A 22841-nucleotide genomic window follows, 5' to 3' on the forward strand; every position below is an offset into this window, starting at 1 on the left:
GAAAGATAAGGGGATCTCTAGATCCCCCTTAATCAGCTGATTATTTTTAGGCCATATTTCTGATATTTCGATATCTCTCTATCTGCAGAAGCAAAAAACAAATCTGATTGAATACATTGCCATATCATGAGTCTATCAAAAGGGTCCCGATGTTCAATGGGGAGTTTATAAAATGAAACTAAATCTTTATTATCAAGCTTTTTACACTCAAAAAAACCATTCTCTATTTCAGCATAAAGGTCTTCGGGGCTTATGTTATTAAGAATAATTTTACCTAAATTATATTTTATCGATATCTCCCACAGGCTTGCCTGACTATAATATATTGTGTTTTCTTCATTAAGAAGTTCCTTATACACTGAAGGTCTAATCTTATCTATATCAAGATAGGACCAAATTAAATAATGGGTATCAATAAGGATATTCATGAATTAATAAGTTCCTCATCGGTAATATTCCATTCGCCTTTAAATTCAACCGTGCCTTTTCCCTGTAAAGTACCAAGTTTTCGAGCCTTTATTCTTTTGTATTCTTCTATTGGAACTATTACTGCTATGGTCTTTTTTTTTCGTCCAAAGGCTATTCCAATCTCATTTCCAGACTCGACTTCCTTTAAAAGCGCGGAGAATTTAGCTCGAATTTCTGCTACTGGTAAGGTCTTCATAGATTACATGATAATCATTTTGTACAACATAGTCAAATTCACACTATACTCAATTCACATCATCTTCGAAAAGGTCTGTTTCCCAGCTGTCGGCTACCTCAGCAGCGAAAGCGATGGACTGGCGTAAATCTTCGGCGTTGTGGGAGACTGGCAGCTTAACAGTATAAAACAACAGGATACCTTCATCATTTTCTTCTAATACCCATGCACCGATTTTGTTAGTTCCCGATTCTTCCATTAAAGCATAGAGCAGATCTAATTTAGGATCCTCTTCCAAGACCCCCGCATTTGACCAGACTTCTCGAACCTCCATTCCCCGATACTTCTGAGTCTCCGACATGATATAGACATACTGGGTTCGTCCGGAAGCAAGATCATATTCAATCTCATAGTTGCCATTATCAGTAATCGTATAGGGGATGTTTAAGCTTTTAAGCATCACCGCAACCCGCTGGTCGGGGGTTTTATTCGTTTGGGCAAAAAGAATTCCACTTCCTAAAACTGCAAAAAGAACCAAAATATACTTTACTTTGTTCATCAAATTTGCCTCCACGTATAAATGTAGTGCATATTGTTTTGAATTCACAGATTGATGTTTAAAAAAATAAATGTACAGCCTGCGGAGATTATGTTTAGAACCTATCCCTACATTTGTATAAACGGTAATTATCATAGCGATACCCCAATCTCGGATAGGCATGGTCCATTTTTTAGAGATATATCGAGCAATCATGGGGTATTTAGCATCCCACCGCTGGACAAATTGGGTGAGTTCTTTATTTTGCCTTTATAATTTTTTTATATAACATTTGCTTAACTTGCAACGCGTACATGGTGCAATTCTTGCCGAGGAACGTAGTGACGACAGCAAGAATTGTGACATAGCGTTGTCAAGTTAAAGCAGTTGTTAGCTGTCTTAGTTATTCTATTATTACTTTAATTTTATCTATTACTTCATCAACTATTTCATTGTTAACTTTTTCTATATATTCAATATTTCTAATTCTCCAATCTAAGTTTTTAAGTTGATCACTCAGCACACATCCTTTTATTTTTTTCCCTTCTATTTTAACTTCAAATGGATATCCTTTTTCTTTGCTTGTAATAGGGCAAAAAATACCTAATCCAATTTTTTCATTATATGCTTTATACGATAGAACTAAAGCAGGTCTGCGTCCACGCTGTTCATGCCCTAACTGTGGATTAAAATCAAGCCAAACTATATCGCCTTTATTTGGAATATATGTTGTTTTTACCATTCTTCATTTCCAACTGAAAAACCAGTTTCTATTGCTTCATGAATATTTTCAGTTGTCACTTTAGCCAATAACTCATTTAAGCTAATTCTTTTTGGTATAATAACTAATTTTCCTTCTTCTTCCGATATTTCGACTGTACTGCCATTTTTTAGTTCCAAATCCTTGGAATATAATGCTGGGATTCTAATTCCTAAGCTATTTCCCCATTTTTGTACAACAGTTTGCATACTAATACCTCTGAGAATAAGTATATATATTGTCTATTCATTAGTCAAGTATACAATGTATAAACTTAATAAGCTGAACTACCTTCTTTTTTGCACCGAAGGCGTCCATCCAACATTTGCTTTACCTGCATTTCCGTGCCCCCTAGGGCTTGGCATGAAAATTGCCGAACGTAGCGATTGCAATTTTCATACCAAAGGAAATGTCTGGTTAAAGCAGTTGTTATGTTTTTATACTAACTAATTTTTATGTCGATAAGCATATTTAACAAATATACAAAATATTGATGATTCTTGTTTTGCTTTTGATATTTCAAGTTTATTTGATGTAAATGCATATTTTGCTCCGAGTAAAACCCCATTTTTTTCTTTGCCAAAATCAAATGCAATTGATATATTTGCTGCTGTTCCGCCTTCACTATCATTCATTTCCATTGGTAAATCTGTTTGATTAGAAACAAACGAATAACCTATAGATGTCCCTAATTGAATAAATGGCACAGGATAAATTATTAATCCAGGACCAATTAAGTATGAATTAAACTGTATATAATTATAATCATCTTCAAATCTATGACCAATTCCACTTATCTCACCAACAATATAAAGAGGTGTTCCTGAAATCGGACCATAACCTAATTTAAGTCCTAAATCAACACCAACTTCTTTAACTGATGAACCAAATAAATCAGACATATCTTGACCATTGATTTTTGTTTTTGCATTACCAACCCCTAAACCAATATCAAAGTAAAAACCTTGTGCAAAACCTATCATTGCACTCATAATTAGGAAACTCGTTAAAAACAGCTTTTTCATTTCAAATCCTCCTACAAATCTTTTTATTTATACCTGAAATAACAGGTTAATAAACACTATTAAAGTATTTATTATCATATTTTTTCTAAACTTTTTTATCTTTTTTATATCTTTAATAAACCTAACATCCCCCATATTATACCCCTGCATAAGAGGCCTTGCAACTTGTTTTAAAAAACTGGTATGTAAACCGACAAGGCACCCCAGGCCTAGGCAAACAAACACTTTTGATCAAACACTGGCACTAGGCCTTAACAAGTATTTTTATTTGCAACTCTTGTGCAGTCCTATTCATTTTTTTAACCCGATTTAGAAGCGCCGCATTATGCCTTTTTCACGCTTCTCGATTGGTATGTGAGAAAAAAATGTATATTTCCAAAAAACATTGGTAATCTCAGAGGGAAATATATCCGGAGCAATGACTAAATCAGATTCTTTTAGTAAATTTCTATAGGCTTTACTTTTTTCATTGTTAAGAACTATTTACATAGCTCCACTTGCGTCTAATAACTATGATCATCTTTCACGCTCCTCTCGTATTAGGTCTACAGGATCTGGTAATACCTTCTTTTAAAAGGACAATAGCTTCCTGTGTGAGGCTCCTGTGTTCTTTTTTGGCGAGATAGTTTATTTGATTGTATATGTCATCAGGTAAATCCATTACTTGAAGTGTCGGCATGGGTACCTCTTAGATGCAACATACATTTATCTTGCATGCATATCAATTTTGATGTGCAAAAAATCAATGTACAGCCTGCGGGGTTAGGTTTAGATTTCCCTAAGCGCCTGTAGGACAAGTCCGACAAACTAGTAGCGGTACAGCTTGGGAGAAGTAAAACTCGGGGGCGGCGGAACCGAAAACTCCAGGGGGGCTCCGGTCCGGGGGTGATGAAAGGCCAGGGTTTCCGCATGGAGACCGAGTCTGCCCAGGGGATCACTGCGACTGCCGTACTTGGAGTCCCCCACCACGGGGTGGCCGATAGCGGCACAGTGGACCCGAATTTGGTTCCGCCGCCCGGTTTCAAGCTCGAGGGCAAGCATACTGTAGCGGGACCCTGAACGCAGGAGCTTCCAGCGGGTCACAGCCCGCAGGCCCTTCCCAGGAGGCGCAATGACCACCCTGGCCCGGGAATCTTCTGTCAGGGGCAGATCAATCGTACCCTCCGCTTCGGTAACGGAGCCTTCCACCACCGCCACATAACGGCGTGCAGCCACCAGGTCATCCCACCGATCCATAAGGACCTTTTTCATCACCGCCGACTTGGCAAAGACCATCACCCCTGAGGTATCCCGGTCCAGCCGGTGCACCACCGCAATCTGCCGTTTCTGACCCCGGCGACGGAGGTACTCATTCAAAATCCAATAGGCAGTCCGGTTCTTTTCTCCTCCGGCAGCAACAGAAAGAAGCCCCTCAGGCTTAAACACCACCATAATATCATCATCCTCATAGAGGATTTCGAGCCCGAAGGGCAGACGCCAGGGCCGCTGTTGTTCCTTTCCTGTGGTTCTTTTCATCCTACAGGTCCTGATTGTGCTGTACCTTTATGGGCTGTTCCATTCTGGGCTTGAGGCTGAGCGGATGCCACCGGGGAACCGGGGGAGCCAACGGCTGTCAGCAGGGCTTCGGCAATTTCAGCAAAGCCGTCACCACAGTCCCTGCTCGACACATAGGCGGGCAAATGCTTGATAAGGTGCATATACTTGTGGATATTTGCCACTCCGCAGGTCACGGGAAAGGCTGCAAACATGGGTTCATCGTTGGGGGAGTCCCCTGCAAACAGCACCTGGTGCCGGTCACGAACCGGGTCCCAGCCATATCGCTCCTGCAAAAACAGCTCCGCCATGGTAAGCTTGTCGTAGGTACCCATCCATATATTGACATGGATTGATGAAACCTTCGCCCGGGCTCCCATGGTTTTTGCAAGTTCCGCTACCTGGACGGCTTTTTCAAGGGGGAGCACCGGCTCTTCTTCGGCAAAATCGATGGCAATATCAAAAAGCCGGGAAAACTGATCCTTGGCCAGCCTGAGCCGTTCATCAATATGAAGAACCGCTTTCTGTATCACCTGGAGCCGGCTGTCACTGTTTCGGACCGCCTGCGGATGGAAGCGCTGTTTCAGTACCGGCAATCGTTCCGATCGGCCAGCATCTCTAGGGGATATTTCGGCCGATCGGCCAGCGTCTGCAGAGAATATCTTTGCTTCTTCCCAGAACACGAGGGCGCCGTTTTCGCCGATAACCCCATTCACGGGCCACTGACGGGCAATGAGGTCGCACCAGCCTGCGGAGCGGCCCGTAACGGGGATAACGATAAAGCCCGCCGATTGGAGCTTCCACAGGGCGGTATATGAGGAGGCGAGCAATTTTCCCTGCCGGGTAAGGGTGTCATCAATATCCATAAGAATATATCTGACCTGGCGGGCTTCCGTTGAATTCAGTTCTGAGAGGCGACGCATGGGGCCATCATGCCACAGTCATCCCGCTCATGCAACTATACCCCACCCTCTTTTTTCACTGCCTCGAGGGTCTGTGTGTCGAGGGTCTTAAGCGCCTCGATAGCCTTTAGCCGGGCCAGGAGAGGCGGGTGGGAATAATTCACAAATACATACAGCGGATGGGGATAGAGGTCCGAAAGATTGTCCGCAAAGAGTCGTTTAAGGGCCCTCCCCATGCTTTCTACCGACACAGCCCTGACTGCATAGGCATCGGCCTGGTATTCAAAACGGCGGCTGATGATGTTGGTGCCTATATTCATGAGGAGCGAAAGGGGTTCATAGAGGAGGAAAAAGGCAAGCAGATTGATGTGCACCTGGAGGTCCGCCGCCCCGAGGGCCAGGGACAGGGACCGGGAACCCACGAGGAGTGAAAAGAGGGCCATGGTAATAAAAATGGACAAGGCCGACAGCACATTACCATAGGGAATATGATGCCGTTTATAATGGCCGATTTCATGGGCCAGAATCGCGGTAATTTCATCCACAGGATGATTTGCTATGAGGGTATCGAAGAGCACAATTTTCTTAAACCGCCCTAAGCCAGAGAAGAAGGCGTTGCTCTTTTTACTCCGTTTGCTGGCGTTCATCACATAGACCCCCGAGAGGGGGAATCTGGTCTGGCTCGCCAGTTTTTCGATAGCTGTTTTCAAGTCCCCCGCTTCCAGGGGACTAAGCTTGTTAAAGAGGGGCAAAATAAGGGTCGTATAGAGAGAAGAAATAATGAATGTTACGGCAAAGAGGATCAGACCAAAGATAAGCCAGAAGAGGGATCCAAAGGTGTCGATACAGATGAGGAGGAGATAGAGGAGCCCGCCCCCAAAGACTGCCCCCAGGATAAGCCCCTTGATGGTGTCACTGATATAGATGCCGATGGTTTTTGTGTTAAAGCCATAGCGGGCTTCCAGGGAAAAATCGTGGTACAGTGAAAAGGGCAGACTGAGCAGGCCCGAAGCGAGGCTCAGTATACCGAAAAACACCAGGGCCCGCAGACGGGCATGGGCGATTACCGATGCCAGCATCCGGTCGAGCTGACCTGGGCCGTCAAACAGGAGGAAGAGTAGGAGCGCCGCAAAAGAAAGGAGCCCTTCCCACAGGGCAAGCCGGCTTTTTTCCTTATTATAAGCAAGCAGCTGGGCATACTTATTTTCATCAATAAACTCCGCCAGGGAACTTTCGATCCTCGGACGGCGATGCTTGAGGTTCAGGATGCTGACGATGAGCGAAAAACCGTAGGAAAGGCTCAGGGTTGCTATCACTACAAGCTTCAGGGTCAGTGGGTTTGATATGAGGTTTGCAATCAGGTCCATGGACCTGTCATAGCATACCCGGTGCCCTTAGGCAAGATGCTCACTTAGGCAAGATGTTCTAGAGGCGGCAAGTTGAAACCTTACAGAACTTTCCCGGACTGCTCTCTGCAGGGAGCAGTCCCTGCAGAGAGCCGCCCGGGGGATTCCCCTTTACTATAAAATCATGTCGTCGATAGCCTTCCCGCCAGGCACCATGGGGAGCACCTGTTCATCCATATCGATGACCGCCTCGACGACCGCTGCTTTTCCGCTTGCGATGTCAGCCAGGGCTTTTTCCAGGGCATCCATGAATTGGCTCTCCCCTTCTGCCCGGTAGCCGTTAAGACCATAGGCTCCTGCTAGTTTGATGAAATCCGGTGGTCTCAGTAAGGTTGTTTCAGCATACCGTTCGTCATAAAAGAGGGTCTGCCACTGGCGCACCATGCCTAAAACACGGTTATTCATGATAACCACAAGGATCGGCAGGTGATACATAAAGGCGGTAGCCATCTCACCAGCGTTCATTCTGAATGAGCCATCGCCGGTAAAGAGGACCACCGGCCGCTCAGGATTCGCCATTTTAGCGCCGAGGGCAAGCCCCATACCACTTCCCATGGTTCCCAGCCCTCCAGAAGTAAGGAATGAACGGGGCCGGTTCAGGGGATAGAACTGGGCAGCCCACATCTGGTGCTGGCCCACATCGGTTGCAACAATGACCTCTGGCCCGAGGCGCTGTGCTACCGCTTCTATGACAAATTTGGGATGAAGCGGAACCGGGCGGCTGTGGGCTTCGGGGACAATCTTTTTCAGCTCCGCCACATCGCCATTCCATTCGTTTTCTGTCCGTTCAGGAATTTTTTGCAGGAGTTCACCAAGAACTTTTTTGAGATCCCCGATGATCCAGTGTTCTGACTTTACATTCTTGTTGATTTCTGCGGGGTCAATGTCCAAATGCAGGATTTTCGCATCCACGGCGAATTTGTCTGCCTTGCTCACGACCCGGTCGGAGAAGCGGGCGCCGATGGCAATCACAAGGTCCGCTTTCTGGATGGCCTTATTGCTGGCCACCGAACCGTGCATACCGATCATCCCCGTATTCAGGGGATGGTCGAAGGGGAGCGCACCCTTACCCATGAGGCTTAAAGCTGCTGGAGCTTTAAGCTTTTCTACCAGGGCTTTCAGTTCCGCCGCAGCATCGGCAATAATAACCCCGCCGCCGGCGTAAATAAAGGGCCGTTTCGCCTTGCTGATGAGCTCCGCCGCGGCGAGTACATCTGCTTCAGTATAGGTCTTCCGGTTTCCCCGGGCGGAGAGCCGGGCGGCCCGGGCCAACGCGACCGGGCTCTGGGCCACCGGGTTTTGGTTGTTCAGACTTGCGGCCGCAGCGGGATCATGCTGGGAACGGGGGGTCCATTCGCAGAGGGCCGCCGTCACGTCCTTGGGAATATCGATGAGGACCGGCCCGGGCCGCCCAGAGGCTGCCACAAGGAAGGCTTCCCGCACCACCTCAGCCAAATCCTTCACGTCCTTGACAATCCAGTTATGCTTGGTAATCGGCATCGTAACGCCGGCGATATCCACTTCCTGAAAGCTGTCTTTTCCCAAGAGGCTGGTGGGCACGTTGCCGGTAATGGCCACCAGGGGAACCGAGTCCATATAGGCTGTCGCAATACCGGTTACGAGGTTCGTAGCCCCGGGGCCTGAAGTGGCAATGCAGACTCCCACTCTGCCGGTTGATCGGGCATAACCATCCGCCGCATGGGCCGCATGCTGTTCATGACTTGTGAGGACATGCCGGATCCGGTCCTTGTGTTTATAAAGCTCATCATAAATAAAGAGCACTGAACCGCCGGGATACCCGAAAACCGTATCCACCCCCTGTTCAATTAAGGATTCAATGAGAATCCGTGCACCGGTGTACTGCATAAGCTACTCCTTGAAAATAGCACCGGAGGCGGCGGAGCTCACCTGCCGGGCATAACGCGCCAGGTACCCATGGGTAACCTTGGGCGGCAGGGGTTTCCATTGGGCCCGCCGCTGGGCCAGTTCAGCATCGCTGAGCTGGACCGAAAGGGTGCCCCCTTCAATATCAATCTGGATGATGTCCCCTTCCTTAAGGAGCCCGATGGGCCCCCCTTCAGCGGCTTCCGGGGATACATGGCCGATGGCGGCCCCCTTAGTCGCCCCGGAGAAACGGCCGTCGGTGATGAGGGCTACCTTGTCATCGAGACCCCGTCCTGCAAGGGCGGCGGTGGGAGCGAGCATCTCCTTCATACCGGGGCCGCCACGGGGACCCTCATAGCGGATAACCACCACATCCCCTGCTTTAATTCGGCCTTCCATAATGGCAGAGAAGGCGTCTTCTTCCTTGTCAAAAACCCGGGCAGGGCCGGAATGTTTGAGCATATTTGGGGCGACGGCGCTCTTTTTCACGATACAGCCGTCGGGGGCCAGGTTACCCCGGAGTGCCACAAGGCCGCCGGTGGCCGAATAGGGATTATCAGCGGGCCGGATTACCTGGGGATTCCGGTTATAGGCCTTCGCGATTGCATCCTTAAGGGTGCCATACACCGTTCGGGCGTTAATATCAATTAATTTCTTACTGGCCAGTTCCTTAAGCACCGCTTGTACGCCACCGGCGGCATAGAGGTCCTCGATATGGGTGGCGCTGACCGGTGCGAGCCTGCACAGGTTCGGGGTAACTGCGCTGACTTCATTCAGCATATCCAGGGTAAGTTCCACACCCGCTTCATGGGCAATGGCAGGCAAATGCAGAGCCGTATTGGTGGAACAACCCAGGGCCATATCTAACGCGAGGGCATTCCGGAAAGCGGTCTTGGTCATGATGTCCCGGGGCTTCAAATTCTCCTTCAGGACCTTTAGAACCTGCATGCCTGCCTGTTTTGCCAGGCGTATCCGCTCCGCATAGACCGCAGGGATGGTGCCATTGCCGGGAAGCCCCATGCCGAGGGCTTCAGTAACACAGTTCATCGAATTGGCGGTAAACATACCCGAACAGGACCCGCAGCCGGGACAGGCTTCATTTTCAAGCTGATCCAGTTCTTCCTCTGACATTTTGCCGGCCCCAACGGCACCGACCGCTTCAAACATGGTGGTCAGGCTCACCGCCCTTGTTCCCTGGGCATTGGAATGGCGGCCTGCCAGCATGGGTCCCCCTGACACAAAGACCGAAGGTACATTGAGCCGGGCTGCGGCCATGAGCATACCGGGAATAATCTTATCGCAGTTCGGTACATAAACCACCGCATCAAAGGCATGGGCCATGACCATACACTCAATGGAATCAGCGATCAGTTCCCGGGTCACGAGGCTGTAGCGCATTCCCTCATGGCCCATGGCAATCCCGTCGCAGACCCCAATAACGGGGAATTCGATGGGGGTGCCCCCTGCAAGACGAACCCCATCGGCCACAGCCTTGGCAACCTTATCCAGGTGGATGTGACCGGGAACAATTTCGCTCTTTGCCACCACAATACCAATGAGGGGGCGCTCCAGTTCTTCATCAATAAAACCCATGGATTTAAAGAGAGACCGGTGGGGTGCCCGTTCTATTCCTTTTTTAACCGCATCACTTCGCATTGTCTTTGCCCTCCCTTATTTACTCTGGGCTTCCAGAGCGGCCAGCACCGCCTTACCCATCTCGCGGGTACCCACGATTTTTTCCCGGGCAGCGTTGGCAGTGCCGACGGCACCTGTAGAACCGGCAGCAGCGTTTACAGCGCCGGCGCTGCCATTCCGGCTTGCAATATCCCTGGTCCGGTACCCTGCGTCCAGGGTCGCCGTTACGGCCGATTCAATCGCCCGGGCTTCCGTTTCGAGCCCAAAGGAATAACGGAGTAGCATGGCCGCTGAGAGAATCGTGGCCAGCGGGTTGGCTATATCCTGGCCCGCAATATCCGGCGCAGACCCATGTATCGGTTCATAGAGCCCCATGGTTACCCGTTTGCCGCTGGCCTTTGCGCCGCCTGATGAGCCGGCCTTAGGTTCTTCCTCCGGACTGTCACCGAGGCTCGCCGAGGCCAGCATACCGATGGAGCCGGTCAGTACCGAGGCTTCGTCGGAAAGGATGTCCCCAAAGAGGTTCGAGGTAACAATCACATCGAACTGGCCCGGGGCCCGTACGAGTTGCATGGCACAGTTATCCACGTACATATAGGTCGTCTCGATATCCGGATAATCCTTGGCCACCTCGGCGGCCACTTCCCGCCAGAGGCGGCTCGATTCGAGCACATTGGCCTTATCGACCACGCAGAGCTTTTTCCGCCGGACCGCCGCAGACCGGTATCCCACCCGGAGGACCCGTTCAATTTCAGAGCGGGAATAGGTTTCCGTATCAAAGGCCGAACTGCCATCAGGACTCCGGCCCCGCTCGCCAAAATAGAGACCTCCCGTCAGTTCTCGAACAATAAGAAGATCAAAGGAAGCTTCCCCCTTGGGGTTACTCGCCCGGAGAACCTCATCCTTAATGGGACAGGCTTCCCGAAGCTGGGGTAAAAGCGCCGCAGGCCGCAGGTTTGCATAGACCCCAAGCCCCGCCCGTAGGCCTAGAAGGGCCCGTTCGGGCCTGAGGTGGCCCGGCAGGGTTTCCCACTTCGGCCCTCCAACAGCACCCAGAAGCACCGCATCGCATTGTTTTGCTGCTTCCAGGGTTTCCGCAGGGAGGGGTTCCCCGGTAGCATCGATGGCACAGCCGCCGGCTTCCAATTCTACATAGTTAAATACATGGCCATACTTGTCGGCCACCGCATCCAATACATCCACAGCCTGGGCCACCACATCGGGCCCGATACCATCCCCCGGGACAAGGGCGATTGAATAGTTCATGTTTTTCATCTCCTTCTATATATAAGCCTTGAACCGGCGTTCAATATCATGGATCAATTTATATTCGATAGCATCCACCAGGGCCGACCGGCTCGCATCGATGATGTCGGCGGAAACTCCAACCGTAGTCCAGGCCGACTCGCCGTCGGTGGATTCAATAAGTACCCTAACCTTGGCAGCGGTAGCATCATTCCCATTGATGACCCGGACCTTGTAGTCCGAGAGCCGTACCCGGCCCAGTTCGGGGTAAAAGCGCTCCAGGGCCCGGCGCAGGGCTCCGTCCAGGGCATTCACCGGGCCGTCCCCTTCCGCCGCGGCAATTTCGGTTGAACCATCAACCTTTACCTTGACCCAGGCATTGGAACAGGTGGCACCATCGGAAGATGGATGCTCGCTCACTACCCGGTACCGCTCAATACTAAAGAGGGGTTTGTATTTACCCAATTCACGGCGGACCAACAGTTCAAAGCTCGCATCGGCCCCTTCGAATTGCCACCCTTCAGCTTCCAGGGCTTTAAGCCGGGCCGCCACAGCGGCAGTAACCGGGTGGTCCTTGGTAATGGCGGGATCAATTTTCTTTGCCCGTTCGGCAATGGCCGAGCGTCCCCCGACCTCACTCATCAGGAAGCGCCGGTCATTGCCCACCCTGGCGGGGTCCACATGTTCAAAGGATCGTCGAACCTTCAGGATCCCGTCCGCATGCATACCCGCCTTATGGGCAAAGGCATGGCTTCCCACATAGGGCATTCCGTCGGGAACTGCCACATTGGCAATTTCTGCAACCCGGCGGGTCAGCTCCGAAATCCGTTCGAGCCGGCCCTCGGGCAGACAGCGCAGATTCAGTTTCAGTTCAAGGCTCGGCACGATAGCCGCCAGGGCTGCATTCCCGCAGCGTTCGCCAAAGCCTACGAGGGTTCCCTGCACATGCCGGGCACCGGCCTGTACTGCCATGACCGAATTGGCACTGGCCATGCCCGCATCGTCGTGGGCATGGATGCCCACCAGTTTGCCTGCCAGCTCGCGGAGCTCCTCCTCACTTTCTTTTCCCCGGATTAGCCCCCGTAATGCGGAGACTCCGCTGTGGGCAACCAGGTTAATCACCTCTTTCACACAATGCTGAACCACATCGGGGAAAGTACCACCGTTGGTATCGCAAAGGACAATCCGGTCGGCCCCCGCCTCCAGGGCAGTCTGCAGGGTTGTCATGGCATAGTCCGGATTGGCTTTCCAGCCATCAAAAAAATGCTCCGCATCATATATGACAGTTTTTCCCGCATCTTTAAAGAAGGCTATGGTTTCCCGGATCATAGCCAGGTTTTCTTCCAGACTTACCTTGAGCACCTCCGTCGCATGGAGGTCCCAGCTTTTGCCGAAGAGCACCACCGCCTCTGTTTCAGCCTGAAGCAGACTGCGGACATTGGTATCTTCCTGGGGCGTCACGCCCTTCTTCCGGGTAGCCCCGAAGGCGCAGAGCTTTGCCGTCTGGAGACCCAGATCCCGGGCAAGACGGAAGAATTCCATATCCTTGGGATTACTCCCCGGATTTCCCGCTTCGATCCAGGCAACCCCCAGTTCATCCAGGGCTCTGGCTACGGCAATTTTATCCTGTACCGAAAAGGCAATCCCCTCGCCCTGGGCTCCATCCCGCAGGGTGGTATCGAATATTTCAACCTGAGGTTCAAATCGTTCTTCAAATCGAGCTTCAGATTGATGTTTTGCTGTATGTTCAGACACCGATGGGCTCCTCCTGTGCAGGTCCGCGCTGGCCACTTGCCGCAGACAGCTCCCATTCCATGGCATTAATGGCAGCCACATAGGCTTTAATGGCTGCTTCGATGATGTCCGTAGAAAGGCCCCGGCCATTCCAGCGCCGGCCATCCCAGGAAATCTTTACCGTAGCCTCGCCCTGGGCATCCTCACCGCCGGTAACGGCACCCAGTTCGAAGGTTTCCAGGTCCGGCTGTTTCCCGATAATCCGATCAATAGCCTTAAAGGCTGCATCGATGGGACCATCTCCCACGGCCACTTCTTCGCGGTAGGTACCATCCTTATGCAGGAGCCGAATTGTGCTCGTCGCACTGAGACTAGATCCGGAATTGACCACCCAGCGATCCAGCTTATAGGTCTCAGGCACCGCCGCGGCAGACCCAACAATCATGGCTTCGATATCCCGGTCGCTGACGACCTTCTTTTTATCCGCCAGCACCTTGAACTGGGCAAAGAACTCATCCACCGCCTTGCTATCCAATGAAAAACCCAGATCCTTAAGGCGTTCTTCAAAGGCATGCCGCCCCGAATGCTTACCCAGGACCATCCGATTCCGGGGAATACCTATCGATTCGGGGGTCATTATTTCGTAGGTAGAGCGATTGGCAAGAATTCCATGTTGATGAATCCCCGCTTCGTGGGCAAAGGCGTTTTCTCCGACCACCGCCTTGTTGGGCTGTACCCTGACGCCGGTAACCTGGGAAACAAGGCGACTGGTGGCATAAATCTGGGTAGTGTCAATGCGGCTTTCTATGTCAAGGAAATCCTTCCGGGTCCGCATCCCCATGACAATCTCTTCCAGGGCGGCGTTGCCAGCCCGTTCGCCCAGGCCATTTATGGTGCATTCAAGTTGATCAGCCCCCGCCAGTGCCGCTGCCAGGGTATTGGCTACGGCGAGGCCTAAGTCGTTATGGCAGTGCACCGAAATGCGGGCCATATCGATGTTAGGGGTATGGGCCTTAATATAGGCAACCAGGTTTCCAAATTCCGCAGGAATCGCATACCCTACCGTATCGGGGATATTCACCACCGTCGCCCCCGCATCGATAACCGCCGAAAAGACCTTGCAGAGGAAATCGGGATTACTGCGGGATGCATCTTCGGCGGAAAACTCTACATCGGAGCAATACTTTTTTGCGTATTTAACCGCCGCTACAGCCCGTTCCAGTACCTGTTCCGGTGTCATCTTCAGTTTGTATTCCATGTGAATCGGCGAAGTCGCAATGAAGGTATGAATCCGCGGTTGAGCGGCCTTTGATAGGGCTTCCCAGCCCGCATCAATATCCTTTTCCAGAGCCCGGCAAAGACCAGCCACTACGCTGTTCTTTACCACGCCCGCCACCGCCTGGACCGCCGCCAGGTCACCGGGACTCGCCGCGGGGAACCCTGCCTCCATCACATCCACCCCCAGCTTTTCCAGCTGGCGGGCTACCTCTACCTTTTCCTGCAAATTCATACTGCATCCGGGAGCCTGTTCGCCATCCCGGAGGGTTGTATCAAAAATCTGTACTGTACGGGCCATAGGGGCCTCCTTTTCTACTTCAGTGTTAGACTTCGGATTTCGGGAGCCAGCTCATCATAGCGCGGAGCTCCTTACCCACCTTTTCAATGGGATGCTGGGCCTCGATGACCCGCATTTTGTTAAAGAAGGGCCGGTTCACCTGGTTTTCCAGAATCCAGTTTTTCGCAAAGGTACCGTTCTGGATATCCGTGAGGACCTGCTTCATAGCCTTTTTGGTTTCTTCGGTGATGATCTTAGGACCGGTCACATAGTCACCGTATTCGGCTGTATCGGAAATGGAATAGCGCATATAGGAAAGGCCGCCCCGGTTAACCAGGTCTACAATGAGCTTCATTTCGTGCATACACTCAAAGTAGGCACTCTCAGGCTGATAGCCCGCTTCTACGAGGGTTTCAAAGCCCGCCTTCATCAGGGCAGAAACACCGCCACACAGGACCGCCTGTTCGCCGAAAAGGTCCGTCTCGGTCTCTTCTTTAAATGTGGTTTCCAGCACCCCTGCCCGAGCGCCGCCGATTGCCATGGCATAGGCCAGGGCGAGCCGTTTGGCATCTCCAGTGGCATCCTGATGCACCGCTACGAGGCAGGGGACCCCGGCGCCAGCCTGGTACTGTTCCCGCACCGTGTGGCCCGGACCTTTAGGGGCAATCATCACCACATTGATGTCTGAGGGCGGGACTATCTGCCCGAAATGGATATTAAACCCATGGGCAAAAGCGAGGGTTTTCCCCGGTTTAAGGGCCGGCTTTATAGACTCATTGTAGAGCTTTGCCTGCTTTTCATCATTGATGAGAATCATAATGAAATCCGCTGCCTGGGCGGCCTTGTCGGCGGTCATTACCTGAAAACCCGCCTTTTCTGCCCGTTCCCAGGATTTGGAGCCTTCATAGAGACCCACAATCACCTTGAGACCCGACTCTTTTGCGTTCAGAGCATGGGCATGCCCCTGTGAACCGTACCCAATTACCGCAATGGTTTTGCCCTTGAGGGCACCGAGGTCACAGTCCTTTTCATAATACAATACTGCCATACAACACTCCTTAGTGTGTGATTTATGAGAATGGCGCAATCAATAGGGTATACGACCGGTCAAGCCCGCTTCATGATCAGCGTGCATATTCTCCGTCGCAGTCCTTTGATTGCGCCGGTTAAATGCTAATGCTTAGTACGAGGGAACCGCGCTCCAGGGCTACTAGACCCGTGCGGGCTAGTTCGAGAATGCCATAGGGGCGCAAAAGGAGGAGGAGGCCTTCCAGCTTGTCAGAATCGCCGGTAGCCTCAATGGTAATGGTGGAGGGAGATACATCAATAATTCTAGATCGGAAAATCGTGGCAATTTCAATCACCGCAGGCCGGGTAACTTCGTCAGCCTTTACTTTGACCAGCATCAGTTCCCGGCGGATACAGGAATCGGGATCCAGCTCTCGGACCTGGATAACATCTACCAATTTCCCGAGCTGCTTTACAATTTGGTCCAGGACCTGTTCGTCCCCGCTCACTGCAATGGTCATACGAGACACGGAGGGGTCCTCCGTCTCGCCCACGGTCAAACCGTCGATATTAAATCCACGACGGCTAAAAAGGCCAGAAACCCGACTGAGTGTACCCGATCGGTTTTCCACCAAGGCCGACACCACGTGCCGTTTCATGCCTACCCCCGTTTCAGGCTCCTTACAAGGAAGCCCGATATGCTCCGAGGAATCGGAAGTCCTCGGTCTTCGTTTTCAATTCATCCATAGCCAGATCAAAGATTTTTTCTTCCTCCGGTATGGTAATATCCACATAAAACATATAGCGCCAGGGTTTTCCCGGAATAGGCCGGGATTCGAGTTTGGACATATTGATGCCCCGTTCGCTCAAGATTTTAAGGCACGCAAAAAGAGCACCGGGCTCATTGGGTGTGCTGAAGACCACCGAAGCCTTATTGGGCACCTGAGTCTCAAAACCCGGAGGCAATTCTGCTCCCGTATTGAGCAGGGAGGGAACCTCTGTCTCGCTGCCCTTATTCCTCCGGCTTAAAATAAAGAAGCGGGTATAATTTAAAGGATTGGTTTCAATGCCCTCTTTCAACACCTTTAACCCATACAGTTGGGCGGCCACTTCACCGGCGATGGCAGCCACATGGGTCAGATGTTCCCGCGCAATAGAGGCAACCGCACCGCCCGTATCGGTGCTGGGTTCCAACTTCCATTGGGGGTGCTGATCCAGGAATTCCCTGCACTGGGCAAAACCCTGGGGATGGCTCCGGACGGTCGTAATGGTATCGAGGGTCGCATCCTGGGTACCGATGAGGCAATGCACAATACGGAGTTTTATTTCACCTACTATTGCAATATCCGGATACCGGATTAAAAGGTCATAGTTTTCGTGAACCGAGCCAGCAAGGCTGTTCTCTATGGGCACCATACCAAAGCGGGCCTTCCCTTCCAGGACCGCATCAAAGACTGCTTTAAACGAAGGAACCGACATTCGTTTGGAATCTTCCCCAAAGGCGCGGATAATAGCCTGATCCGCATAGGCCCCGCTTTCTCCGGAAAAGGCAATACTGTCCTGAGTATCGGTTTCGGTGGATGAACGGCTCTGGGGCTTTTCAGCTTTCACTTCAGTAGTTGTAAAACCAGCTACAACCAGCTTACTCTGGCTTGCTGGCATGGGGGTCCTCAAGAGTTCCTTGCCAACCACCGGCGCCAGGGCTTCGATATCCCGCATGAGTTTTTCAAACTGCTCTGGATACAGGGACTGGGGACCGTCAGAGAGGGCTTCTTCCGGCCGGGGGTGGACCTCTACGGTAAGACCATTGGCTCCGGCGGCAATGGCAGCCAGTGCAACGGGGCTTACCTTGGCCCGAATACCCACCGCATGGCTCGGGTCAACAATAACTGGCAAATGGGAAAGTTTGCGAACCACCGGGATTGCCGAAATATCCAGGGTGTTCCGTGTATAGGTTTCGAAGGTTCGGATACCCCGCTCACAGAGGATCACATCCTTGGTGCCTGAAGATAAGAGATATTCCGCAGAGAGGAGCCATTCTTCTATGGTAGCCGCTGGGCCCCGTTTGAGCAGTACCGGTTTTCCCAGGGCACCAACTTTTTTTAAGAGTTCATAATTCTGCATATTCCGGGCGCCGATCTGGAACATATCGGTAAGGTCATTCATCTGCTGGGCCAGCTCAGGGGAAACGACCTCGGTTACAATGGGCATACCGTAGGCTTCGCCGGCCTCTTTCATATATTCCAGGCCCTTCATCCCCAGACCTTGGAACGCATAGGGACTGGTCCGGGGTTTATAAGCCCCACCCCGGAGCATCACCGCCCCCGATTCCCGAACCAGCGCGGCGGTTTCCAGTATCTGTTCCCGGCTTTCGATAGCACAGGGTCCGGCAATCACCGAAATACGACTGCCGCCAATTTTTACTGGGCCGATCGTCACGATGGTATCTTCGCTCTTCGTTTCCCGGGAGGCTAACTCATAGGGTTTAGAGGTTTGGGCCACCCGTTCAACCCCGGGCAGGAGGGACAATTCGCGGATATCAACGGACCCCTTACCCGTCGCACCAAGGATATCATCATCCCCAAACACCTGTTCCCGGACCTTAAAGCCCCGTTCGCTTAAAAACACGCGAAGCCGGTCCTTATCATGGGAAGAAATGTTTTTTGAAAGTACGACGATCATTGGCTATCCGCCTCCATGTTATGGATAGTAACGACTTGCAGTTACTTTGACAAGAGGATTTCTGTATGGTTATGCAATATTCTTAAGTATTTTTGCATATTTTTCTAATAATAAAGAGGCTTTAATAATAATAAAGTCTAAACAGAGGTATCATTTCAGATTGATGAATATCATTGACGGAAGTTAATTCGGCCGTCATACTGAGCATATGACTAAGAATCTTGATATTATCCGCTCCAAACGAGCCTTTATTATTGATATGGATGGGGTCATCTACCATGGGAACCGGCTACTTAAGGGAGCCGCCGAGTTGGTGGATTGGCTCAATGCAAACAATAAGTCCTACCTGTTTCTAACTAATTCCAGTGAACGGTCACCCATCGAACTGTCCCAAAAGCTTGCACGGCTCGGTATATCGGTAGAACCGGAGCATTTTTATACCAGTGCCCTGGCGACGGCCAGTTTCCTTGCCGCCCAAAAACCAGGCGGCTCGGTCTATGTGATCGGCGAACCGGGCCTCATTGCAGCCCTCTATGATGCGGGCTTTACCATGAATAACATCAATCCCGATTACGTGGTGGTTGGGGAAGGCCGGGGATACAGCCTCGAAGCCCTGGAACGGGCGGTAAAGTTGGTACTTCAGGGAGCCCGGCTCATCGGCACCAATCCTGACCTGAGCGGGCCCACCGAGGATGGCATTGTCCCTGCCTGCGGGGCCCTCGTCGCTCCCATAGAGCTAGCTACGGGCAAGAAAGCCTACTTTGTCGGAAAACCGAACCCCCTCATGATGCGCCACGCCCTGCGCCGGCTCAACGCCCGGCGGGAAGAAACGGTCATCATCGGCGACCGGATGGACACGGACATCGTCGCCGGAATTGAATCGGAAATAGAAACGGTCCTCGTCCTCTCCGGCGTCACAGGCCCCCTGGATATCGCCACCTATGCCTACCAGCCCCGGCACATCCTGGACGGGGTATTCGAGATTGTGGGGTAGTACTTGTTTTTCTCCAGAAAGTATACTATTGTTATACTTACTGGAGAAAAACTATGATTTTAAACAGTCTTTCAGTGATGGACTCTCTAAAAAAGTATGCATCTCCAAAAGCCCGCCTCACCAGATTATTAAAAACCGGTAAGCTTATCCAGATACGCCGGGGACTCTATGTTGATGAAAGAACTATTTCACCCCGAGTTCTTGCCCCGCTGATCTACGGACCATCCTATATATCTTTTCAATATGCCCTGGCCTTTCATGGGCTAATTCCAGAAAAGGTCGAAATCGTTACTTCTGCAAGTTTTAATAAAAATAAGAATAAGATCTACCGTACCCCCCTGGGGGAATACAGATATTATTATGTACCAACGACTGTATATTCTTATGGCATTTCGCTCATTGACGAAAATGGATATACATTCTTGCTCGCATCGGCAGAAAAAGCACTGTGTGATGCCCTCTATAGGATTACAAGTATTACTAAGGTTTCTGATCTGGAAACAGTATTATTTGAAGACTGGCGAATGGAACCTGAAGACATAGAATCCCTGGATACGGACTTTATAATGATGATTACACCGAGATATGGCAGAAGATCACTGTTATTCTTTCGTGAATGGTTTCAAAAAAGGGGAACGCAATGAAGGATAGGTCAGCGATACAAACTTTGATGGAACGCTATAACTGTCAAAATAACGATGATCGACGAATTGCTCTACGAGAAATTGTTCAAGAGATAAGCCTGCTAGGACTGTCACGAACAAGTTTTTTTAATCATGCAGCATTTTATGGTGGTACAGCTCTTCGAATATTTTATGACCTCGATCGCTTTTCTGAAGATATGGGTTTCAGCCTAATCGAGCCTGATGAAAACTTTAAACTTGAATCATACTTGGGAGCCGTTAGAGATGAACTGGGGGCATGGGGCTTTGACATGCAGGTTGAACAGAAAGTACAAAGTACTGATAAAACTATTCAGTCCGCTTTTATTAAAGGGGGTACGCTCATTCATCTTATAAAGATTGCCTCGATTACCCTACCCGTTTCAGGGGTCCCGGAAAATGAGTTGATTAAAATAAAAATCGAAATCGACACCAATCCTCCTGCAGATGCGGGCTTTGAAGTTAAATATCGATTACAACCGCTTCCATTTTCTGTACGGTTGTATGATAAGGCCTCATTGTTTGCAGGGAAATTACATGCACTACTCTGTCGTGGGTGGAAAAACCGAGTAAAGGGAAGAGATTTTTATGATTACCTATGGTACCTTTCCAGAAATATTCCGGTAAACATCAGACATCTCCAGCGGCGAATGGAACAAACTGGTCATTGGAAATCAGATGATATTCTTACCCTGGAAAAACTTAAACAATTACTATCTGAGCGTTTTACTACAATAGATTTTAAACAAGCCAGGGAAGACGTGCTTCCCTTTGTCAAGGACAGCCGCACCCTGGATCTTTGGAGTTATGAGTTTTTTAACACGGTAACCCAGGACCATTTGCACGTTATGTGAGTGCCCCGGCACATCCTGGACGGGGTATTCTAAATTACAGGAGCAGCTATGCAGCGCCATACATATTCATTGCCACGGGGCCTCACCCTTCTGTTCATCAACCTGTTTATCCTTCTTCCCGGATCCTTAATAGCCCATCCTCACATGTCCCTGGAAGCCAAAGTAGATTTTGTTCTGGAGGGCAAAACCTGTACCGGTGCCTGGATGGAGTGGACCTTTGACCCCCTCTTTAGTGCGGCCATCATTGGTGAACATGACACTAATCGGGATGGCCGCTTTGATACAAAAGAAAACACCCAGGTCTACCAGAGGGCATTCATCAACTTAAAAAACTATGGGTACTTTATCTATATTCGGAAAGGAGACACACGATCAAATCCGGCGGGGGTGGAACAATTTCAGGCTTTTCAGAAACAGGGACGGCTGGTCTATCGTTTTTTTGTCCCCCTCAAACAGGATCTTGCCGCTAGCCCTCTGCATCTTGCGGTGTTCGATACCACCTTTTACTGCGCTGTGCGGTATGCTACGAATGGAATCGGCTGTATCGATGCAACAGGGAAACGGCTTCCTGAGCCGCCGGAGGAGCCTTCTATTACGGTTGCGATTAATAAAAAATATCCTATATATTATAATCCGCAAGGGGCATCGAATGATTTTCGGGTCTACAATACCTGGGAAAAGGGTTTAGAGATTGCCTATCCGGAGGAGATTACCATTCAATGAAGTCCTTCATAAATCTAATCATTACTATATTGATGAAGGGTCTGCACAGCTTGCACAGCCCCTTTTTACGAATTCATAGAACGACTTCTTTTTGGCGGCGACTTGTATTAGCGGTATTTCTCCTATGCTGTGGTTTTACGCCCATGGTGCAGGCAAATCCCTTTCTCTCCTCAGGTTCTTCAGAAACCAACGAAGGCCCCCTGGTGCGCCCCCCTGCCAGTACGGGGCCTTTTACCGCCACTCAGCTGGACCTGCGGGAACAGCTGGTCCAATATCTGGAATCCTTTCGAGAACATCCGCAATTGTCAGCGGTTTTTGCTGTTCTGGCGGCGGCTTTTGCCTATGGGGTACTACATGCGGCAGGGCCTGGGCATCGAAAGACCATTGTGTTTTCACTCTTTCTGGGAAAAACCTGCAGAATATGGGATCCTTTGGTGGCAGGTTTTTTCTCAGCCTTTGTTCATGCAGGTTCTGGCATTATCCTGATCCTTGGACTTTCTCTGATTCGAGGCACAATCATAGGCCTGGGGACTTCAGAGCGTATCCGGGAATACCTTGATGCGGGGACCTTTGTAGTACTGGCTGGTTTTGCAGTCCTGCTGCTCTTATACCGTGGCTGGAGCTTTTTCAGAACACAACCAAAAGGATTAAACCAAAAAACGCCAACAACCCAGAAGACACCAACCGCTTTGAACACCGGTGTCTACACCCTTCTTTTTACGACAAGCCTCGTCCCCTGTCCGGGAGCCATGATGGTCCTGCTCTTTGCGTTATACGGAGAAGTCCTCTGGCTCGGTGTTGTAAGTGTTCTATCCATGTCTATCGGAATGGGTCTTATTATTTCTCTCGTGGGTTATCTGGCCTATGCAGGAAATCAAGGCCTTTTTTGGAAACTGCGTACAAAGGGCCCAGTCCTTGAGCAGATTTCCCATGGCATGGAACTTTTTTCTTATATCTTGCTTATTGGTTTTAGTTTGTACAATCTTGAGCCACTTATTAGGAACCTTAGTCGCTAAGGGGTACAGCACACATTTTGTATTTATTTACTTAACATTTTT

Annotated in this window: 21 protein-coding genes and 1 pseudogene; 5 read left to right on the top strand and 17 right to left on the bottom strand. The window is 50.3% G+C overall.

The features are described from left to right. Positions 1 to 32: 32 nt before the first annotated feature. The 17 genes and pseudogenes from SPICA_RS13490 to aroF form a co-directional block, all read right to left on the bottom strand. On the bottom strand, positions 33 to 428 hold the full coding sequence (locus SPICA_RS13490) for a type II toxin-antitoxin system VapC family toxin (protein ID WP_013970037.1): 396 nt from the start codon (positions 426 to 428) through the stop codon (positions 33 to 35). Beyond that, positions 425 to 664: a type II toxin-antitoxin system Phd/YefM family antitoxin gene (locus SPICA_RS13495; RefSeq protein WP_013970038.1), complete on the bottom strand. Its 240-nt coding sequence runs from the start codon at positions 662 to 664 to the stop codon at positions 425 to 427. The genes SPICA_RS13490 and SPICA_RS13495 overlap by 4 nt, the downstream gene beginning before the upstream one ends. Before the next feature lie 49 nt (positions 665 to 713). After that, positions 714 to 1202, bottom strand: coding sequence for a hypothetical protein (locus SPICA_RS13500; RefSeq protein WP_156789689.1), 489 nt, complete (start codon positions 1200 to 1202; stop codon positions 714 to 716). A gap of 382 nt (positions 1203 to 1584) precedes the next feature. Further along, positions 1585 to 1923: an endoribonuclease MazF gene (gene mazF, locus SPICA_RS13505; RefSeq protein ID WP_013970040.1), complete on the bottom strand. Its 339-nt coding sequence runs from the start codon at positions 1921 to 1923 to the stop codon at positions 1585 to 1587. Next, a complete protein-coding gene (locus tag SPICA_RS13510; RefSeq protein WP_013970041.1) occupies positions 1917 to 2150 on the bottom strand; it encodes an AbrB/MazE/SpoVT family DNA-binding domain-containing protein in 234 nt (77 codons plus the stop codon). The genes mazF and SPICA_RS13510 overlap by 7 nt, the downstream gene beginning before the upstream one ends. 237 nt (positions 2151 to 2387) lie before the next feature. After that, the gene (locus tag SPICA_RS13515; RefSeq protein WP_013970042.1) at positions 2388 to 2966 is read right to left on the bottom strand and encodes a hypothetical protein; all 579 of its coding nucleotides are present in this window, start codon (positions 2964 to 2966) and stop codon (positions 2388 to 2390) included. Positions 2967 to 3773: 807 nt separating this feature from the next. After that, positions 3774 to 4481, bottom strand: a complete 708-nt coding sequence (locus SPICA_RS13520; protein ID WP_013970043.1) for an RluA family pseudouridine synthase — start codon at positions 4479 to 4481, stop codon at positions 3774 to 3776. Continuing rightward, positions 4478 to 5422 (bottom strand): HAD-IIB family hydrolase, encoded by a 945-nt coding sequence (locus tag SPICA_RS13525; protein WP_013970044.1) that lies wholly within the window; start codon positions 5420 to 5422, stop codon positions 4478 to 4480. The genes SPICA_RS13520 and SPICA_RS13525 overlap by 4 nt, the downstream gene beginning before the upstream one ends. A gap of 35 nt (positions 5423 to 5457) precedes the next feature. Beyond that, entirely contained in the window at positions 5458 to 6768 is a 1311-nt protein-coding gene (locus tag SPICA_RS13530; protein ID WP_013970045.1) for a M48 family metallopeptidase, read from the bottom strand. 153 nt (positions 6769 to 6921) lie between these two features. Beyond that, a complete protein-coding gene (gene ilvB / locus SPICA_RS13535; protein ID WP_013970046.1) occupies positions 6922 to 8673 on the bottom strand; it encodes a biosynthetic-type acetolactate synthase large subunit in 1752 nt (583 codons plus the stop codon). Positions 8674 to 8676: 3 nt separating this feature from the next. After that, entirely contained in the window at positions 8677 to 10347 is a 1671-nt protein-coding gene (gene ilvD, locus SPICA_RS13540) for a dihydroxy-acid dehydratase (RefSeq protein ID WP_013970047.1), read from the bottom strand. Positions 10348 to 10362: 15 nt separating this feature from the next. Next, positions 10363 to 11592, bottom strand: a complete 1230-nt coding sequence (leuB, locus tag SPICA_RS13545) for a 3-isopropylmalate dehydrogenase (protein ID WP_013970048.1) — start codon at positions 11590 to 11592, stop codon at positions 10363 to 10365. A gap of 15 nt (positions 11593 to 11607) precedes the next feature. Next, positions 11608 to 13326 (bottom strand): citramalate synthase, encoded by a 1719-nt coding sequence (gene cimA / locus SPICA_RS13550; RefSeq protein WP_013970049.1) that lies wholly within the window; start codon positions 13324 to 13326, stop codon positions 11608 to 11610. Continuing rightward, positions 13319 to 14884: pseudogene (locus tag SPICA_RS13555) on the bottom strand (2-isopropylmalate synthase); the annotation flags it as partial. The gene cimA and the pseudogene SPICA_RS13555, both read right to left, overlap by 8 nt. 22 nt (positions 14885 to 14906) lie before the next feature. Next, the gene (gene ilvC / locus SPICA_RS13560) at positions 14907 to 15908 is read right to left on the bottom strand and encodes a ketol-acid reductoisomerase (protein WP_013970051.1); all 1002 of its coding nucleotides are present in this window, start codon (positions 15906 to 15908) and stop codon (positions 14907 to 14909) included. 118 nt (positions 15909 to 16026) lie between these two features. Further along, complete coding sequence (ilvN, locus tag SPICA_RS13565) at positions 16027 to 16527, bottom strand: acetolactate synthase small subunit (protein ID WP_013970052.1); 501 nt, start codon at positions 16525 to 16527, stop codon at positions 16027 to 16029. Positions 16528 to 16549: 22 nt separating this feature from the next. Next, positions 16550 to 18550 carry a 3-deoxy-7-phosphoheptulonate synthase gene (gene aroF, locus SPICA_RS13570; RefSeq protein WP_013970053.1) on the bottom strand — a complete coding sequence of 667 codons (2001 nt, stop codon included), beginning with the start codon at positions 18548 to 18550 and terminating at the stop codon, positions 16550 to 16552. A gap of 208 nt (positions 18551 to 18758) precedes the next feature. On the opposite strand from aroF, the gene SPICA_RS13575 reads away from it, so the two are divergent. Genes SPICA_RS13575 through SPICA_RS13595 form a run of 5 tightly spaced genes read left to right on the top strand, consistent with a single transcriptional unit; the run spans position 18759 to position 22799 of the window. After that, on the top strand, positions 18759 to 19544 hold the full coding sequence (locus SPICA_RS13575) for an HAD-IIA family hydrolase (RefSeq protein ID WP_013970054.1): 786 nt from the start codon (positions 18759 to 18761) through the stop codon (positions 19542 to 19544). A gap of 53 nt (positions 19545 to 19597) precedes the next feature. Further along, on the top strand, positions 19598 to 20188 hold the full coding sequence (locus SPICA_RS13580) for a type IV toxin-antitoxin system AbiEi family antitoxin domain-containing protein (RefSeq protein ID WP_013970055.1): 591 nt from the start codon (positions 19598 to 19600) through the stop codon (positions 20186 to 20188). Next, a complete protein-coding gene (locus tag SPICA_RS13585) occupies positions 20185 to 21060 on the top strand; it encodes a nucleotidyl transferase AbiEii/AbiGii toxin family protein (protein ID WP_013970056.1) in 876 nt (291 codons plus the stop codon). Before SPICA_RS13580 ends, SPICA_RS13585 begins: the two co-directional genes overlap by 4 nt. A gap of 48 nt (positions 21061 to 21108) precedes the next feature. Beyond that, entirely contained in the window at positions 21109 to 21783 is a 675-nt protein-coding gene (locus tag SPICA_RS13590; RefSeq protein WP_013970057.1) for a DUF1007 family protein, read from the top strand. Continuing rightward, on the top strand, positions 21780 to 22799 hold the full coding sequence (locus SPICA_RS13595; protein ID WP_013970058.1) for a HoxN/HupN/NixA family nickel/cobalt transporter: 1020 nt from the start codon (positions 21780 to 21782) through the stop codon (positions 22797 to 22799). Before SPICA_RS13590 ends, SPICA_RS13595 begins: the two co-directional genes overlap by 4 nt. Positions 22800 to 22841: the final 42 nt, after the last annotated feature.

The sequence above is a fragment of the Gracilinema caldarium DSM 7334 genome (assembly GCF_000219725.1).
In the GTDB taxonomy this organism is placed as follows: Bacteria; Spirochaetota; Spirochaetia; order Treponematales; family Breznakiellaceae; genus Gracilinema; species Gracilinema caldarium.